Raw genomic sequence first — 15,934 nt, forward strand, 5'->3', positions numbered from 1 at the left:
ATACTATAACATTACTTTTTATTTTATAAACCCCAAGCCAGAGCCTTTTTTTGGTGCCCAAAAAGTAATGATTATGCAAAAAGTAACAATCACAGATGCTATTCTTGTTAGTAACTATATTAAAGGAGACGAGTCTGCTTTAGAAGTATTGATTACTAGACACAAACAACGTATTTATAGTTTTATATACTCTAAAGTATTTGATAGAGATATTGCTGAAGATATTTTTCAGGATACTTTTATTAAAGTCATTCGTACTTTAAAACGTGGTAAATATAACGAAGAGGGTAAATTTTTACCTTGGGTAATGCGTATTGCACATAATTTAGTGATTGATCATTTTAGAAAAAACAACAGAATGCCAAAATTTGATAATTCTGGTGATTTTGATATCTTTTCTGTTATTAGTGATACGTCTTTAAATGCTGAAAAGGTTATGGTTAAAGAGCAAGTTGAGTCAGATGTAAGACGTTTGATAGACGAGCTGCCAGAAGATCAAAAAGAAGTTTTAGTAATGCGTATGTATAATGATATGAGTTTTAAAGAAATATCAGAACGTACAGGTGTAAGTATAAACACTGCTTTGGGTCGTATGCGCTATGCTTTAATTAATATGAGAAAGGTTATTGAAAAGCACAATATAGTATTGACTAATTAAAATACAATAAAGTAAAATTTTGCTCGTTATCTGTATATACCTTAAACTAATATACATGGCAAAAATTTACTCTGAACATTCTAATACCCCAAAAAAACAAGGTTTTAAATTAAGACCTAAAGATGAAACCATAAGTTTTATCTTAAATTATAGCAAGGCTTTAAGTGTTATAAATTATAAAAATTTGAAGTTTGAAGCACTTCAAAACTAAACTTTGAAACGTCCTGATAGTCTCAGGACGTTTTTTATTTGTAGTACGCTTTTAAGACAGAAGCACGACCAATAGTTTTGGTAATAATATCTTTTTCTAAATCCCAACCTCTTGCAGGAGAATACTCGCGTCCATACCATATTATTTGAAGGTGTAAATCATTCCAAGTATGTTCTGGAAATAATCGTTTAGCATCTTTTTCAGTTTGTTGTACGCTTTTACCATTGGTTAGATTCCAGCGATACATTAACCTATGTATGTGTGTATCTACAGGAAAAGCTGGTACACCAAAAGCTTGACTCATGACTACACTAGCAGTTTTATGACCAACTGCAGGAAAGGTTTCCAGAGCTTCAAAAGACTGTGGTACTATGCCATTATAGTCTTCGACTAACATTTTTGATAGTCCGTATATACCTTTACTTTTCATTGGTGACAATCCACAAGGTCTGATTATTTCTTTAATTTCTTCCACACTCATCTTAATCATATCGTATGGATTATCTGCCTTAGCAAACAATAAAGGTGTGATTTGATTGACTCTAACATCTGTGCATTGTGCAGATAATAAAACCGCAACTAATAATGTGTAAGGGTCTTTATGATCTAATGGTACAGGGATTTCTGGATACAGTTTATTTAACGTATTTATAACAAAATCTACCTTTTCTTGCTTAGTCATTAGTTGTATTTTTGAGTGAAACCAAAATTACAACTATGAATACATTAAAACAAGGTGATAAAGTACCAAATTTTACAGTTAATGATCAAGACGGAAATCCAGTGTCATTATCCGATTATAAAGGAAAAAAACTAATTGTTTTCTTTTATCCAAAAGCTAGTACACCTGGTTGTACAGCAGAAGCGTGTAATTTAACAGACAACTATAAAGCATTACAGGATAAAGGTTATGAAATTTTAGGAGTGAGTGCAGATTCTGAAAAAAGACAAACTAATTTTAAAAACAAATATAATTTTCCTTTTCCTTTATTAGCAGATGAAGACAAAGAAGTTATAAATGCTTTTGGTGTTTGGGGTTTAAAAAAGTTTATGGGTAAAGAATATGATGGTATCCACCGTAAAACTTTTTTAATAGATGAAGATGGAGTAGTGGCTCATGTTATTGATAAGGTTAAAACCAAAGATCATGCTGCTCAAATTTTAGAGTTGTAATACATACGACACTTAATTAACATAAAAAAAAGCGACCAATTGGTCGCTTTTTTAATATTCATGACATTAGATTACTCATCATCATTATCCGTTTCTTCCATGGTATGATATACATTTTGTACATCATCATCATCGTCTAATTTTTCTAATAATTTTTCAACATCAGCAGCTTGTTCTGGTGTTAAAGCTTTTGTTACTTGTGGTATACGTTCAAATCCAGAAGACAAAATTTCAATTTCACGTCTTTCTAACTCTGCTTGGATAGCTCCAAAGCTTTCAAAAGGAGCATAAATTAAAATACCGTCGTCATCTGCAAAGACTTCTTCTGCACCAAAATCTATAAATTCTAGTTCTAACTCTTCAGGATCTAAACCTTCAGCAGCAACTCTAAAGTTACAAGTATGGTCAAACATAAATACCACAGATCCTGATGTACCTAAACTACCATCACATTTATTAAAATAACTACGTACGTTAGCTACAGTTCTGGTATTATTATCTGTTGCAGTTTCAACTAAAACAGCAATTCCATGAGGTGCATAACCTTCAAAAATTACTTCTTTAAAATCACCTTGACTTTTGTCGCTTGCTTTTTTAATAGCACGTTCCACATTGTCCTTAGGCATGTTTACTGCTTTGGCATTTTGTATAACTGCACGTAAACGTGAGTTACTAGCTGGATCTGGTCCACCTTCTTTTACAGCCATTACAATATCTTTTCCAATGCGTGTAAAAGCCTTGCTCATTGCAGACCAACGTTTCATTTTACGTGCTTTTCTAAATTCAAAAGCTCTTCCCATGATTATATGTTTTTATAGTTTCGCTGTAGCGAAAACCTAGATTATTTTATTGAATCACAAATTTAAAAAAATATGTGAATAAAGTGGTATTAGTCCTCTTCCTCTTCAACAATATGCTCAATTGCTAAAGCTAATTTAAAATCTTTATCTGTAACTCCACCTGCATCATGTGTTGTTATTGTAATTTTAAGGACATTATATTCGTTAGTCCATTCAGGATGGTGGTTTAATGCTTCGCACTCAAAAGCAATTCTGCTCATTGCGCTAAAACAGTCTTTAAAATTTTCAAATTCAAATTCTGCATGGATTGCATTATCATAATGTTCCCATTCTGGTAGTCTAAGTAGACGTTGTTCTATTTCTGTTTGTGTAAGTAGTGCCATATTTTTTTATTTAAAAATAATAAATTAAACTTCTAATTCTGTTAAAATTTCTTGACTTAATAACTGTAAATGCTTAGGTAGCTTGTTTTCTTTAGAAAGGACTGCTAAATACCTGTCGTCATTGGTTGTGTACACTTGTTTTAAAAGTGGGTTTTTTATGTTTAGCGACGCAATAATTTCTTTAATAAAATCGTCATGATGCACTAAATCTTCACTACCTAAATGGAATATGCCTTTTTTATTTCGGTTTATTAAATAATGAATTTGTTGTGTGACCTTAGTATCTGTGGTGACATTCATTATTAAATTTGGAAATACTTCAAAGGGTATTTTTTCTTTAATATGAAATTTAATCTCTTGTATTCTTGGAGATTGCGCTCCAAATACCATTGGTAATCTTATAATGGTATAATATTGTTTTGGCAAACGTAATAGCATATTTTCTATTTTTATTTTAAAATGACCATACATACTATGACTAAGTGTTTTGTCAATTTCATAGCTAGGAAATTTGCTATAGGCATCAAAAACGTTGGCTGATGATAAAAATATTAATTTACTATTATTTGCAATTACATATTCTGTTATGTGCTGATGCGCAATAATTTGTGCCGAAAAATTTCCTCTTATCGCAGAAATTATAATGGTAGGTTTTACAATATCTAGGATTTCAAAAATATCATCTTCCTCGATGTTATATTGAAAGTAATGTTGGTTTTTATAAAATGCATAATTGTCTCTGCAATAGGTTCCAAAGGTCCTAAAATAGCCACATAGCTCTTTATATAAAGCTTGACCAATAAAACCACTAGCACCTAAAATTAGTATTCGATGTTTATTATTTATCTCTTTCATTAGTATGCTAACGTTTAGAAAATAGATAAATTGGTTTGTGTTGTAAATTGTTCTAAAGCTTGCATACCAATTAACGAGTTACCTTTTGCGTTTAGACCAGGACACCACGTAGAGATTATGAAATGATTTGGTAATAAAGCTACAATACCACCACCAACGCCACTTTTACCAGGTAGTCCAACTTCAAAAGCAAACTCACCAGACTCGTCATAAAAACCACAAGTTAACATGATTGCATTTATACGTTTGGCTTGACTACTTGAAATATGTTGCTTATTATTAATGCATTTACCTTTATTGGCAAATAAATAAAATGCTTTTGCTAATTGAGAGCAAGTCATTTCTAGAGCACATTGATGGAAGTAAAAATCCATTACATCCTCTACATTATTATTTAAATTATTAAAAGATTTTAAAAGATTAGCAGCTGCATAATTATTATAACCCGTTTTACGTTCTGACTCTGCAACTTTATAATTGTAATCAATGGTTTGGTCATTTGCAATGTCGCGTACAAATTGTAAAAAATCGGCTTTTGGATTTTCAAATTTAGAGCATAAAATATCTGCAACCACTATGGCACCTGCATTTATTAAAGGGTTTCTAGGAATACCATTTTCTAGCTCTAATAACGATAAGTGATTAAAAGGGTTTCCAGACGGTTCTACATCCACACGTTTCCATATATCATTGTTTTCAAAAGCAATCGCTTTGGATAAGGATAAAACTTTAGAGATACTTTGTATAGAAAATGGAACTTCGGCATCACCAACCATAAACGATCGACCGTCCATATGTTGCATGTAAATGCCAAATTGATTGACATCTTGTTTTGATAATTCTGGGATATAAGAAGCAACAACACCCTTAACAACGTTGTCTTTTAGGTTATTATGGATGTTGTTTATTATTGTATTAAAATCTAACATAAAGTATAATTACGCTTTGTAAAACGGAAGTTTTACAACAGTTGCAGGCACTGCATTTTTACGTATTTGGATATTTATTTTACTGTTTACATCTGCAAAGACCGTTGGTACATAGCCTAAACCAATACCTTTGTTTAACATAGGTGACATAGTACCAGACGTTACTTCACCTATTTTTTTACCTTGACTGTCAACAATATCATAGCCTTGTCTAGGGATTCCTCTTTCGTCTAATTCAAACGCTACTAATTTACGATCTACACCTTTGCGTTTTTGTGCTTCTAAAGCTTCGCTATTAGTAAAGGTTTTAGTAAATTTTGTTACCCAACCTAAACCAGCTTCAATAGGTGATGTGGTATCATCAATGTCATTTCCGTAAAGGCAATATCCCATTTCTAAACGTAGCGTATCTCTAGCAGCTAAGCCAATTGGTTTTGCTCCAGCTTCAGTAACTCTATCCCAAATTTGTTTGACTTCGTCATTTTTACAATAAATCTCAAAACCACCACTTCCAGTATATCCAGTTGCAGAAATAATGACATTGTCTATACCTGCAAAATCACCAACTTTAAAGTTGTAAAATTTAATGTCAGATAAATCATGACTAGATAAAGCCTGCATTTTTTCAACTGCATTAGGACCTTGAATAGCTAATAACGAGTAGTCTTCAGACAAATCACGCATATCTGCACCAACTGTGTTTTTAGAGCTAATCCAGTTCCAGTCTTTTTCAATATTACTAGCATTAACCACTAATAAATATTGTTCTTCTTTTAATTTATAAATAATTAAATCGTCAACAATTCCACCATCATCATTTGGTAAACAAGCATATTGTGCTTTACCAATAGTTAACTTAGACGCATCATTACTACTTACACTTTGTATTAAATCTAATGCATTTGGACCAGAAATTAAAAACTCTCCCATATGTGATACATCAAACACACCACAGTCTTTTCTAACTGCTTCATGTTCTATATTTACACCATCATATTGTACAGGCATATTGTAACCTGCAAATGGAACCATTTTTGCACCAAGTGCTTCGTGTGTTGCTGTTAAAGCTGTGTTTTTCATGAAATATATTTTTGTTTTACCGTCAAGCGGAAATTTTAAAATGTTGTCTAACAAAAGTATTGAAAATTATTGAGTTGCTTTTAGGTTTAGAAATAATATCAAGTTAAAATTTGCTTAGTCTTTTATTAAGATGCAGAATGCTAATCAATTATTTCCATTGTCATTAATCTACCATTAAAAGCTATATCATGTTTTAGTATTTTTCTGGTAGTAACGTCAATATAATAAGTGCTAATAGTTTGATTTTTAGAAATATCATCTGTTGTTTGCACTTTCCAAACTTTAGTTTCTTGTCCATTTAAGTTTAAAATTGCCAGTTCTGTATTTTTAATAGTAGCTGTTATTACACCTGTTGAAGTTTTAGGATTATAATCAAAAATGGCAATAGTATTTTTATAACCTTCCGTTAACGGTAAAAACCTAATAAGTTGTGGGTAAAAATTACTATCAAAATAAGGTTTAGTGGTAGTTTCATTAATAGCTGTTTTAGTATCGGTTTTTTTATCAAAATAATAACCAGTCACTTTAGAGTCAAAATGTAATACCATATCACGTTGTTGATTGTAAGACGAATGGTATATAGGTTTAAAGTTTTTAATAGATACAATGGTGGTGTCTACCCACTTAGTTGTGGCTTGGGTCATGTCTACTGTAGTAACGACATAAAGGTTTTTTTTATCTTTTTTAATTTGAGTATTTACTTTTCCAATAAGTACTTTAACTGTGTCCTGGACAATATACCAATTCATATTAGATGATTCTGGTTGGACAAGTGATGTATCTGCTGTATTGTTATTGGGACTTAAAGGTTGGTTTTGACTATATCCTAAAAACGAAGAACCAAAGGTTAATAGTACAATGTAAAATGCTGTTTTCATAATCGTTAAAGTGTTTTTTAATTAGTAGTTTAAACAAAGCATTTGTTACATATTTTGTTTGAATCTATTAAAGTTTAAAACAAAAAACATCCCGTAATTTACGGGATGTTTTTATTAAAAATAGTGGTAAACTTAGTTAACTATTATTGTATTACAACAGGAAATACAGCTTGCACATCAGTTTCTCCACCTGCGTTTGTAATGTCTCCATCGCTAACACCAACTGCAGATTTGCTTGGTTCATGACGTAGAGTAATTGTTAGGTTTCCGGTCATAGCTGTAGCAGCTGTAGTTAAAGTAAACTCTAAACCTAAAGGATTTCCGTTATCATCAAAATCCTCGTAAGTAAAAGTAGCAATGCTATTTGTTACATTATAAAAAAATTGATGGTCATTGCTTTCTTCTACAATTTCTTCATTTATTTCTCCAGCAGGAGACTCAGTTTCGTTTAATAAAACTAGACTTCCATTATATACAGTGTTTGCCACTAAGTCTGATGATACCGTTACCACAGGAGCATTTGGTCCATCACCATCTAAATCACGTGTTTGCATTGTTACTGTTGTACCTCCACCAACAGGAATAAGTGTAGCTGTTAAGGTTGTGATTACTTCCTCCTCATTAACAGGTTCTGGGTTGTTTGTATTATCATCGTCGCTTGAACACGCTGTAAATGCAATTGAAATTAAAAATAATAGTGATACTTGTTTTATGGTTTTTAATGTTAAAGTTTTCATTGTTAATGTTTTTAGTGTTAATAGTTTAATTTTAATTGTAACATTATATTCCTTCCTACATCATCAGCAAAATAACGTAATCTATTAAGGTTTTCTCGGTAATTTGTATTAAAAATATTTGTAATATTTAGACCAATATTTAGGTCTGTTTTTTCAGAAATATCTAAACTAATATTGCTTTGTAAATGCAATAAGTGATAGGCTGGAGGTGTAGTGCTAACATCTACCAATTCCATTTGTCCTGTAGTTGGTATAAATACTTCAAAATTATTATTTGGGTAATCATTTTGTCTAAAGACCCACTCACTTTGTAATTCGGATTTAAGATCTAACCATTTTGGGTTAGAATACCCAATGATATTTACCGTTTTAAACGAAGGCATATCAATTAAAGCTTGATCTTGACTAACATCCTTTCCTTTTGTGATTGAGGATTTATTATTTAAAAACAAATGGTCATTAAAGCTATAATTAGCAGTAAGATCTAATCCATATAAAGCAGCATTTGTTTGATTGTAACTCCACACTGGGAAGGCACCACGAATGGTTTGTTCTGTTCCAGTAGGCTCTATAAAAATGTAATCTTTTATATAATTATAAAAAGCTTCAATGTTTAATGATAAATTGTTTTTTTGAAAATTATAGCTGCCAGAAATACGATTTGATGTTTCTTGTTTTAAACGTAAATCTCCTAATTCAATTCTAGCTGCCGAGTGATGTAAGCCATCACTAAATAACTCGGATGGGTTAGGAGCACGATTAGATAATCCATAATTAAATATAAAGCTATTATATTCATTTAATTGATAAGCAATACCTGTAGATGCTGAAACATTGTGGTAATTAAAAACTGGATTAGTCAGTAATTGTGTGCCTAAATCGTCAATCACAATATTTCCAAAATCCGATTCATAGTTACGCTCATTCCAACGACTAGTTAAGTAATATTTTTTAGCATCAATTTGATTAAAATCATAACGTAGACCAAAATCTAATGATAAATCATTGTTTAATTTTAATTCGCTAACAATAAACGCTCCTAAATCATACTTGTCATAATCCGGAATTAGGCGTCTAACACCTGTGTTTGCTGCAAAATTATTTTGATATCCTGCATTTACTCCAAAATTATAAGAAATATTGTTTTTTGAATCCAATGTCACGCTAGTTTTTAAAGTATGTGTTTTTAAAGTTAAATCTATTGCAGGTTTATCTCTATCATCACCAACACGGATATCATACTCAAAACGATGGTTGTTTTGGTAATCATACTGTATGTCTACACGTCCAAATTTTTTAAAACGTTTGTAGAATTCAGTTTTAAAAACCTGATGGGTAACGTCTTGTTTAGGCGCATTAATATCATAACTAAAATCGTCAATTACTAATGGTTGCGGATTGTTAATCGCATTTACTAAATCTTCAATATTACCTATATGTGCTGCTCTTAAAATAGCTATTTCATTATCTAAATAACTGTAATACACATTAAAACCTTTTTGAAAAGTTTTAAAACCACCATTAATAGAAAAACCTTTAGTGTTTAAACCAGTATTGGTTAAACTATAATCTGGTGCTTCCATGTCTCCTAAACGTTTTAAAGAAGCTTGTGCACCTAAATACCAACCTTTTTTGTATGTTTTTGTTAATGAGGTATTTAAATTATAGCCTCTACCATTGGTGTTACCACTTACTATTGTTTTTCCGTAAAGTGAATCTTTTAAAGTTATATTAGAAGGTTTTAAAACAATAACTCCTCCAATTGCATCACCACCATAAGCTAACGCATTGGCACCTTTAATAACGTTGATACTACCAGCAGTGTTTAAATCTATATTTGGTGCATGTTCAATTCCCCATTCTTGGTCTTGAAGCCTTACACCATTAGTCATTACAATAATTCTGCTGCTATGTAAACCATTAATTACAGGTTTAACAATGCTATTACCAGTATTTATAGAAGATACACCACTAATTTGTTTTAAAGCATCACCTAAATTTAGTGAGCTAAAACGATCAATAACTTCTGATTTTAAATGAGTTTCTTGCGCAGTTTTAGTCAGTTTAATACCAGAAGCACCAGTCACTTTAACTTCATTTAGCTCCTCGATATGATGCTCTAGGTTAATTTCAATAAAAGTATCGTTAACTATGTTAACGTCTATTGTTTTGGTTTCGCATGCAAGATGACTAACCTCTACAGAAATTAAAGCATTACATAGGTTATCTATAGAAAAACGACCATTAATGTCAGTTGTAGTATATTTATTTAGACTTTCAATAAAAATGGTAGCATTAATTATTGGTGTACCATCATGAAAATCATGCACTTCTCCTGAAAAAGTACCATTGCAATCTTGACTTTGTGACCAACTGAATACACAGCAACACAAAACCATTAAATAATATTTCATTGTAAAAAAATTTAGTTTAAATAATTACTTATGTTAAACTAAAAAAGGAGGTCCTCTGAGAGAGAACGATAATTGCTGATGATTATAATTAAAGTTATATAATGTATTGGTGATTTTTAAGAAATTGTCTTCAATGTCTATTAGAGTAATTTCAAAAAAAGGATAGAATTGCGTGTTGAGTTTGAATTTATAAAACTCGCATTCTACGTCAGTTTTGTGCATGTGAGACGTAATATTGTCTAAGCACACTTCATGTTTATGGTTTTCAAAAACATGCGTAAATTTTACAGCAGAAGGAAGCATTACAGCAAGTAGTAAAACTATTGCTATATATTTAAATGATATGTGCTGTTGTTGTTTCAATTAATCTACAAATTTACCTAAACCAAAACGTCGTATCATCTTTTTTTCAAATTCCCAAAAAAATTTGTGTTGACCTGACAGCCATCCAAAAAAGACTAACATTATTTGATAGAAAATTAGCCCAATGATAATATATAAAATCCAATAGACCACAATATTTAAGTTTTCTTTAGTAATTCCTAACCAATTTATTATTGGTCTTCCTACAAATAAAGAAGAACTACCTGTGACAGCAAATACTATAAATATGCGGATCATTTCCCATTTGTATGTGACTTCCCATTTGTTTTCCAGTTTTTTAAACAGAAATAATACAAACTTTAATAATAATGAAGTGGTTATTATGGTAGACGTTATAACTAAGAATATATTATCGTCAATCATTTTATTAGCAAGCTTATAGCTAGAATAGGCTAGTGCCAAAAAGCCTAAAATAGGAAATAATAGTTGCCAATTGTGTTGGATTTCCCAACGTTGTTTAAATTTTTCCATTGCAATTTTTATCACTGCAAAGATATAGAAAAGGCTTTAATTAGGAGGAATACGACCACCTAAAAGATTTTGTTTATATCTGTTTTGAAAATAAACAAAATAGTTATACAACTTATAATTTACGTCATATCCATAATCTATATTGGATTGGTAATCAATTTGGAGTTCGTATAAGTTAGGATTGTAGCGCTGTGGCTGTAATACACGATTATTCCATGCTGAGACATACATTACATTTTTGTTTTCTAAATACTGTTGTGTGTAAAAGCCTTCTGGTTTAGCAACAGTTTGTAACCATGTATTAAATCCAGGCTCTATTATGATAATGTCGTATTCTGTTTTGTCACTTGATATGGTAATAGTGTCGCCAGGTTGAGCCAAAGATAAGTCTTTAGGACTATTGACTTTATTAGTTTTACAGCTATATGCTATACATAATAACAACGCAAATAAAAGTATATTTTTCATAGGCTTCTTTTTCTTAAAAATACAAAAATTTATGTTTAGTAATGCCACAAAAAAAAGCCAAACAAGTTGTTTGGCTTTTTTTTACTGTAATAGTAAAATCTTATTTTCCGAAAAGACCACCTAATAAACCAGCTATACCTCCTTTTTTCTTAGATCCACCAAGTACCATTCCTGCAACATCATCAATTATGCTACCATCACCATCTGCATCTAATATTTTTTCTAAAAAGCTTTGTTCGTTTTTAGTTTCATTTCCACCTAATAAACCACCAAGTAAACCACCTAAGTCGTTAGTAGAACTTACATTATTTTGACTTGCTTGTTTTCCTAAAACTCCCATTAATATTGGAGCAGCTACTTTTAATATGTTTGCAACAGATCCTGAATCTAAACCAGATTTTTGACCAATAACTTGTTGTACACCATCTCTTTTAGCACCTAGTACATGACCTAAAATTTTGTCACCATCATTAACCACTTCGTCATTTACACCACCTCCAAAAAGGTCTCCTAAATTATCTAATATGCTTCCGTCGTGCTTACCTTTTATCGCTCCTAAAAGTCCTTCTGCACCTTCAGGTGTTGAAGCGTTACGCTCCATTGCTTTCATTAACACTGGTAAAGCCATTGTTAAAACGCTTCCTGTTCTGTCTTGGTCTGTTCCTGTTGATCCAGATACACCACTGATGATTGTTTTCCCTAAATCTGAGTTTAAAAGGTCTAAAATTCCTGCCATTTTATATAAAAATTAATAGTTAATACAATTTGATAGTTGAAAAGTACAAAAAAAAGCCACATTTTAACAATGTGGCTTTTTATAATTTTAGGTTTCAAAAGTAAAACGATAAAGTGTTTGTTTTATCCGTTTAAAAGTATGTTTTTGATTTGAGTTGCTAACTCTGTACCGATTCTATCTTGTGCTTCATTTGTTGCAGCTCCAATGTGCGGTGTTAACGATATTCTACCATTCATTAATAATTGTACAGCAGGAGTAGGTTCGTTTTGGAAAGTATCTAGACCTGCAAATGCTAATTTTCCGCTTTCTAGTGCAGTTACCAATTCTACTTCATTAACTACACCACCTCTTGCAGCATTAATTATAGCAGAACCTTCTTTCATTAAATCAAATTCTGGTTTACCTATTACATAGTCCTTTTGTGCTGGTACGTGAAGCGTAACAAAGTCTGATTGTTTTAAAACCTCTTCCATTGGTTGTGTCTTAATATTAAATTTTACTGATTGCCCATCAAAAAAATCAACATTAACATCTGCAGCTTCTATAAATTTATCTGCTGCAATAACCTTCATACCTACGCCTAAACCTATTTTTGCAACTTCTTGACCAATACGACCAAAGCCAATAACACCAAGCGTTTTACCTCTTAACTCAACACCTTTTGCATAGTTTTTTTTCAATTTTTTAAATTGTGTGTCACCATCTAAAGGCATGTTTCTGTTTGCATCGTGTAAAAATCTTACACCTCCATAAAGGTGAGCAAAAACTAATTCTGCAACAGATTGCGAAGATGCAGCAGGCGTGTTTATTACGTGTAATCCTTTTTGTTTAGCATAATCCACGTCTATATTGTCCATACCAACACCACCACGTCCAATAATTTTAAGATTTGGACAAGCATCAATTAAATCTTTTCTAGCTGTTGTTGCACTTCTTACAAGTAATACACTAATGTCTTTATCGTTGATATAATTAATTAACTGCTCTTGGGCAACTGTAGTTGTATTAACTTCAAATCCTGCAGCTTCTAAAGCGTCAATACCGCTTTGTGAAATTCCGTCGTTTGCTAATATTTTCATTTTCAATAATTTTTATGCTTTGCTTTCTAATTCGCTCATTACTTCTACAAGTGCTTTTACGCTATCTAATGATAAGGCATTGTACATACTTGCTCTATACCCTCCAACACTTCTGTGTCCATTTAATCCACTAATACCTGCTTCTTTCCACATGGTATCAAAGGTTTCTTTTAAATCTTCGTTAACCAAAGTAAAGGTTGCATTCATGTCTGATCTATCTTCTTTTGCTGCAAACCCTTTAAATAATGGGTTTAAATCTATTTCAGAATACATCAAACGTGCTTTTTTCTCGTTTTCTTTTTCAATAGCTTTAATACCACCTAAATCTTTTAACCATTGTAATGTTAACATTGATGTGTAAACCGCAAAAACAGGTGGTGTGTTAAACATACTGCTTTTGTCTATGTGTACTTTATAGTCTAACATTGACGGTATTTTACGAGATACTTTACCTAAAATATCTTCTTTAACAACTACTAAAGTTGTACCAGCAGGTCCCATGTTTTTTTGAGCTCCTGCATATATTAAGTCAAATTGAGAGAAGTCTAATGAACGTGAAAATATATCACTACTCATATCACATACTAATGGGATTGGTGATTTAGGAAAACTTTTCATTTGTGTTCCAAAAATGGTATTGTTTGAAGTACAGTGAAAATAATCATGATCCTCTGGGATATCATATCCTTTAGGGATATAATTATAGTTGGCGTTTTTAGAAGAAGCTACTTCTAAAATATCATCAAAAATTTTAGCTTCTTTAATTGCTTTGTCAGCCCAAGTTCCTGTGTTTAAATACGCTGCTTTTTTTTCTAATAAATTTTGAGCTACCATTAAAAATTGCATGCTTGCTCCACCTTGTAAAAATAAAGCCTTATAACCTTTACCTTCTAGGCCTAATAACTCTAAAGCTAATGCTCTAGCTTGTTCCATTACATCAACAAAGGACTTACTTCTATGCGAGATTTCGATTAAAGATAATCCGTTGTCAAAATCTAATAAAGCTTGTGATGCTTTTTGTAATACTTCTTTAGGTAATACGCATGGTCCTGCGCTAAAATTATGTTTTTGCATGGTTACAAATTTAGTTTTCTGTCAAAACAGAAATTATCTTATTTTATCAATTAACAAAGGTGCTAATTATTGATTTAAATTAAGTTAAGAATTTAATAATTTATCCGTTAGATTTTTAATAAAAATGCAATAGTGTCAACATTGTCTGCGTAATCTGAAAGTTCTGGTTTTTGTGTTTTTCCAAACGGGATTTCAGAATCACTAAAGTTATTAGCTACAATACATTGAATTAAATCTTGATCAATTTCTAATTTTTGTTTTAAAGTTTCAGTAGAATCATAATACTCATAAAACACTGTTGCTATTGGAGAAGCATAGCTTTGATCTTCTTTAATCATTAAAAAGCCATTTTCTAGCATGTCAAATTCACTCATTATATAAACAGCTTTATTGTAATCATAATTATTAGCGTATTTAGCTTCGTTAATAATAGGATTCCATTTATACATAGCATTAAAAAAAGCATCAAAGTTATAATCTCTAGGTATAAACATTTTAGAAACATTTCTGCAACCTAAACCGTAGTATCTAAAAATATCATCTGATAATGCGTCTAACTGTTCTGGAGTTTCTGATCCTGTTAGTATGGCAGCAGAGTTTCGGCTTTTTCTAATTATTGAAGGTTTATCTTTAAAATAAAACTCAAAATAGCGAGCAGTATTATTGCTTCCCGTTGCTATTACAGCATCAAAGTTTTTTAACTTATCTTCTGTAAATTGTATTTTTCCTTTTAAATCAGGAGCTAAGTGTTCTAAATATTTTGCTAAATAGGGTAGTAGGTGTTTGTCATTTGACGATTGTTTAACCAAAACAGAATGACCTGTAAGTACAACACATAAAAAGTCATGAAAACCTACTAACGGAATATTACCAGCCATAATAATGGCAACGGTTTTAGGCTTAGTAGTGGTTAAATCATAGCTTTTTAACCAATTTTGAAGCGCATCTTCAGTTAACTGGTCGCTCCAACCTTTTAAAGCATATTGAATATTTTGTTGTGTAAACCAACCATTATGTTCTTTTGCTAGCTTAATTTGATGTTTAAAACCATCAAAAAATAAATCGTTGTGTGGTATGTTTTCTTTTTTATCAGCGCTTTCTGTAGTAAATTGGCTAATAAAACGACCTAATTGTACAAAAGCTTCTGTTATGTGATCTTTGTTACTCATTATTATTTGTATAACACCTTTTTTGGCTTTATTTTTGCGCTACAAAGTTAAGTAAACAAAAAAGATTAAAAATACGCTATGGCAATTATTATAACAGACGAATGTATTAACTGTGGAGCTTGTGAACCAGAATGTCCTAATACAGCTATTTATGAAGGTGCTGATGATTGGAGATATAAGGATGGAACAAGCTTAAACGGTAAGTTAGTATTAACTGATGGGAAGGAAGTTGATGCAGACGAAGCACAAGAGCCTATTAGTGATGAAATTTATTACATTGTACCTGATAAGTGTACTGAGTGTGTAGGTTTTCATGAAGAGCCTCAATGTGCAGCAGTTTGTCCAGTGGATTGTTGTGTACCTGATGATAACCATGTGGAAAGTGAAGAAACTTTATTAGGAAAACAAAAATTTATGCATCCTGATGGATAATAT

The 15,934-nt window shown here is 31.4% G+C and carries 20 protein-coding genes; 4 read left to right on the forward strand and 16 right to left on the reverse strand.

Annotation, left to right across the window (positions count from 1 at the left end; all coding sequences use genetic code 11):
* The first annotated feature begins 73 nt into the window (after positions 1-73).
* Positions 74-658 (forward strand): RNA polymerase sigma factor, encoded by a 585-nt coding sequence (locus M890_RS0102665; protein ID WP_028282040.1) that lies wholly within the window; start codon positions 74-76, stop codon positions 656-658.
* 55 nt (positions 659-713) lie between these two features.
* A complete protein-coding gene (locus tag M890_RS16815; protein ID WP_198018190.1) occupies positions 714-869 on the forward strand; it encodes a hypothetical protein in 156 nt (51 codons plus the stop codon).
* A gap of 34 nt (positions 870-903) precedes the next feature.
* Here the strand turns inward: M890_RS16815 and M890_RS0102675 are convergent, their stop codons facing one another.
* Positions 904-1,551 carry an endonuclease III domain-containing protein gene (locus M890_RS0102675; RefSeq protein WP_028282041.1) on the reverse strand — a complete coding sequence of 216 codons (648 nt, stop codon included), beginning with the start codon at positions 1,549-1,551 and terminating at the stop codon, positions 904-906.
* Positions 1,552-1,586: 35 nt separating this feature from the next.
* On the opposite strand from M890_RS0102675, the gene bcp reads away from it, so the two are divergent.
* Positions 1,587-2,042 (forward strand): thioredoxin-dependent thiol peroxidase, encoded by a 456-nt coding sequence (gene bcp, locus M890_RS0102680; RefSeq protein ID WP_028282042.1) that lies wholly within the window; start codon positions 1,587-1,589, stop codon positions 2,040-2,042.
* Positions 2,043-2,113: 71 nt separating this feature from the next.
* Here bcp and M890_RS0102685 read toward each other — a convergent pair whose 3' ends face one another.
* The 15 genes from M890_RS0102685 to M890_RS0102755 all read right to left on the reverse strand — a co-directional run bounded on the left by M890_RS0102685 (position 2,114) and on the right by M890_RS0102755 (position 15,499).
* On the reverse strand, positions 2,114-2,842 hold the full coding sequence (locus M890_RS0102685) for a YebC/PmpR family DNA-binding transcriptional regulator (protein ID WP_028282043.1): 729 nt from the start codon (positions 2,840-2,842) through the stop codon (positions 2,114-2,116).
* Between the two features lie 89 nt (positions 2,843-2,931).
* The gene (locus M890_RS0102690) at positions 2,932-3,225 is read right to left on the reverse strand and encodes a 4a-hydroxytetrahydrobiopterin dehydratase (protein WP_028282044.1); all 294 of its coding nucleotides are present in this window, start codon (positions 3,223-3,225) and stop codon (positions 2,932-2,934) included.
* Positions 3,226-3,249: 24 nt separating this feature from the next.
* Complete coding sequence (locus M890_RS0102695; protein ID WP_028282045.1) at positions 3,250-4,080, reverse strand: sugar nucleotide-binding protein; 831 nt, start codon at positions 4,078-4,080, stop codon at positions 3,250-3,252.
* A gap of 14 nt (positions 4,081-4,094) precedes the next feature.
* Entirely contained in the window at positions 4,095-5,009 is a 915-nt protein-coding gene (locus M890_RS0102700; protein ID WP_028282046.1) for a glutaminase, read from the reverse strand.
* 9 nt (positions 5,010-5,018) lie between these two features.
* On the reverse strand, positions 5,019-6,089 hold the full coding sequence (gene gcvT / locus M890_RS0102705; RefSeq protein ID WP_028282047.1) for a glycine cleavage system aminomethyltransferase GcvT: 1,071 nt from the start codon (positions 6,087-6,089) through the stop codon (positions 5,019-5,021).
* 140 nt (positions 6,090-6,229) lie between these two features.
* The gene (locus M890_RS0102710) at positions 6,230-6,967 is read right to left on the reverse strand and encodes a DUF3108 domain-containing protein (protein ID WP_028282048.1); all 738 of its coding nucleotides are present in this window, start codon (positions 6,965-6,967) and stop codon (positions 6,230-6,232) included.
* A gap of 143 nt (positions 6,968-7,110) precedes the next feature.
* Positions 7,111-7,704, reverse strand: coding sequence for a hypothetical protein (locus M890_RS0102715; protein WP_028282049.1), 594 nt, complete (start codon positions 7,702-7,704; stop codon positions 7,111-7,113).
* Between the two features lie 17 nt (positions 7,705-7,721).
* Positions 7,722-10,118 (reverse strand): TonB-dependent receptor, encoded by a 2,397-nt coding sequence (locus M890_RS0102720; protein ID WP_028282050.1) that lies wholly within the window; start codon positions 10,116-10,118, stop codon positions 7,722-7,724.
* A 33-nt stretch (positions 10,119-10,151) separates the two neighbouring features.
* Positions 10,152-10,481 carry a hypothetical protein gene (locus M890_RS0102725; RefSeq protein WP_051437427.1) on the reverse strand — a complete coding sequence of 110 codons (330 nt, stop codon included), beginning with the start codon at positions 10,479-10,481 and terminating at the stop codon, positions 10,152-10,154.
* Positions 10,482-10,973 carry a DUF6787 family protein gene (locus M890_RS0102730; protein ID WP_028282052.1) on the reverse strand — a complete coding sequence of 164 codons (492 nt, stop codon included), beginning with the start codon at positions 10,971-10,973 and terminating at the stop codon, positions 10,482-10,484.
* 36 nt (positions 10,974-11,009) lie between these two features.
* Positions 11,010-11,441 carry a DUF6146 family protein gene (locus tag M890_RS0102735; protein ID WP_028282053.1) on the reverse strand — a complete coding sequence of 144 codons (432 nt, stop codon included), beginning with the start codon at positions 11,439-11,441 and terminating at the stop codon, positions 11,010-11,012.
* 100 nt (positions 11,442-11,541) lie between these two features.
* Positions 11,542-12,177, reverse strand: coding sequence for a DUF937 domain-containing protein (locus M890_RS0102740; RefSeq protein WP_028282054.1), 636 nt, complete (start codon positions 12,175-12,177; stop codon positions 11,542-11,544).
* A 122-nt stretch (positions 12,178-12,299) separates the two neighbouring features.
* On the reverse strand, positions 12,300-13,256 hold the full coding sequence (locus M890_RS0102745) for a D-2-hydroxyacid dehydrogenase (RefSeq protein ID WP_028282055.1): 957 nt from the start codon (positions 13,254-13,256) through the stop codon (positions 12,300-12,302).
* A 12-nt stretch (positions 13,257-13,268) separates the two neighbouring features.
* Positions 13,269-14,330, reverse strand: coding sequence for a 3-phosphoserine/phosphohydroxythreonine transaminase (serC, locus tag M890_RS0102750; protein WP_028282056.1), 1,062 nt, complete (start codon positions 14,328-14,330; stop codon positions 13,269-13,271).
* Between the two features lie 107 nt (positions 14,331-14,437).
* Positions 14,438-15,499, reverse strand: a complete 1,062-nt coding sequence (locus M890_RS0102755) for an acyl-CoA reductase (protein ID WP_028282057.1) — start codon at positions 15,497-15,499, stop codon at positions 14,438-14,440.
* A gap of 78 nt (positions 15,500-15,577) precedes the next feature.
* Here M890_RS0102755 and M890_RS0102760 point away from each other — a divergent pair, with 78 nt between their 5' ends.
* Positions 15,578-15,931 carry a 4Fe-4S dicluster domain-containing protein gene (locus M890_RS0102760; protein ID WP_028282058.1) on the forward strand — a complete coding sequence of 118 codons (354 nt, stop codon included), beginning with the start codon at positions 15,578-15,580 and terminating at the stop codon, positions 15,929-15,931.
* The last annotated feature ends 3 nt before the right edge of the window (positions 15,932-15,934 follow it).

Origin of the sequence: Olleya marilimosa CAM030 (genome assembly GCF_000518485.1) — a bacterium.
GTDB lineage: Bacteria > Bacteroidota > Bacteroidia > Flavobacteriales > Flavobacteriaceae > Olleya > Olleya marilimosa.

Coding starts and splice junctions, on each gene's coding strand:
- M890_RS0102665 (WP_028282040.1), top strand. CDS start 74: ATGCAAAAAGTAACAATCACAGATGCTATTCTTGTTAGTAACTATATT.
- M890_RS16815 (WP_198018190.1), top strand. CDS start 714: ATGGCAAAAATTTACTCTGAACATTCTAATACCCCAAAAAAACAAGGT.
- M890_RS0102675 (WP_028282041.1), bottom strand. CDS start 1,551: ATGACTAAGCAAGAAAAGGTAGATTTTGTTATAAATACGTTAAATAAA.
- bcp (WP_028282042.1), top strand. CDS start 1,587: ATGAATACATTAAAACAAGGTGATAAAGTACCAAATTTTACAGTTAAT.
- M890_RS0102685 (WP_028282043.1), bottom strand. CDS start 2,842: ATGGGAAGAGCTTTTGAATTTAGAAAAGCACGTAAAATGAAACGTTGG.
- M890_RS0102690 (WP_028282044.1), bottom strand. CDS start 3,225: ATGGCACTACTTACACAAACAGAAATAGAACAACGTCTACTTAGACTA.
- M890_RS0102695 (WP_028282045.1), bottom strand. CDS start 4,080: ATGAAAGAGATAAATAATAAACATCGAATACTAATTTTAGGTGCTAGT.
- M890_RS0102700 (WP_028282046.1), bottom strand. CDS start 5,009: ATGTTAGATTTTAATACAATAATAAACAACATCCATAATAACCTAAAA.
- gcvT (WP_028282047.1), bottom strand. CDS start 6,089: ATGAAAAACACAGCTTTAACAGCAACACACGAAGCACTTGGTGCAAAA.
- M890_RS0102710 (WP_028282048.1), bottom strand. CDS start 6,967: ATGAAAACAGCATTTTACATTGTACTATTAACCTTTGGTTCTTCGTTT.
- M890_RS0102715 (WP_028282049.1), bottom strand. CDS start 7,704: ATGAAAACTTTAACATTAAAAACCATAAAACAAGTATCACTATTATTT.
- M890_RS0102720 (WP_028282050.1), bottom strand. CDS start 10,118: ATGAAATATTATTTAATGGTTTTGTGTTGCTGTGTATTCAGTTGGTCA.
- M890_RS0102730 (WP_028282052.1), bottom strand. CDS start 10,973: ATGGAAAAATTTAAACAACGTTGGGAAATCCAACACAATTGGCAACTA.
- M890_RS0102735 (WP_028282053.1), bottom strand. CDS start 11,441: ATGAAAAATATACTTTTATTTGCGTTGTTATTATGTATAGCATATAGC.
- M890_RS0102740 (WP_028282054.1), bottom strand. CDS start 12,177: ATGGCAGGAATTTTAGACCTTTTAAACTCAGATTTAGGGAAAACAATC.
- M890_RS0102745 (WP_028282055.1), bottom strand. CDS start 13,256: ATGAAAATATTAGCAAACGACGGAATTTCACAAAGCGGTATTGACGCT.
- serC (WP_028282056.1), bottom strand. CDS start 14,330: ATGCAAAAACATAATTTTAGCGCAGGACCATGCGTATTACCTAAAGAA.
- M890_RS0102755 (WP_028282057.1), bottom strand. CDS start 15,499: ATGAGTAACAAAGATCACATAACAGAAGCTTTTGTACAATTAGGTCGT.
- M890_RS0102760 (WP_028282058.1), top strand. CDS start 15,578: ATGGCAATTATTATAACAGACGAATGTATTAACTGTGGAGCTTGTGAA.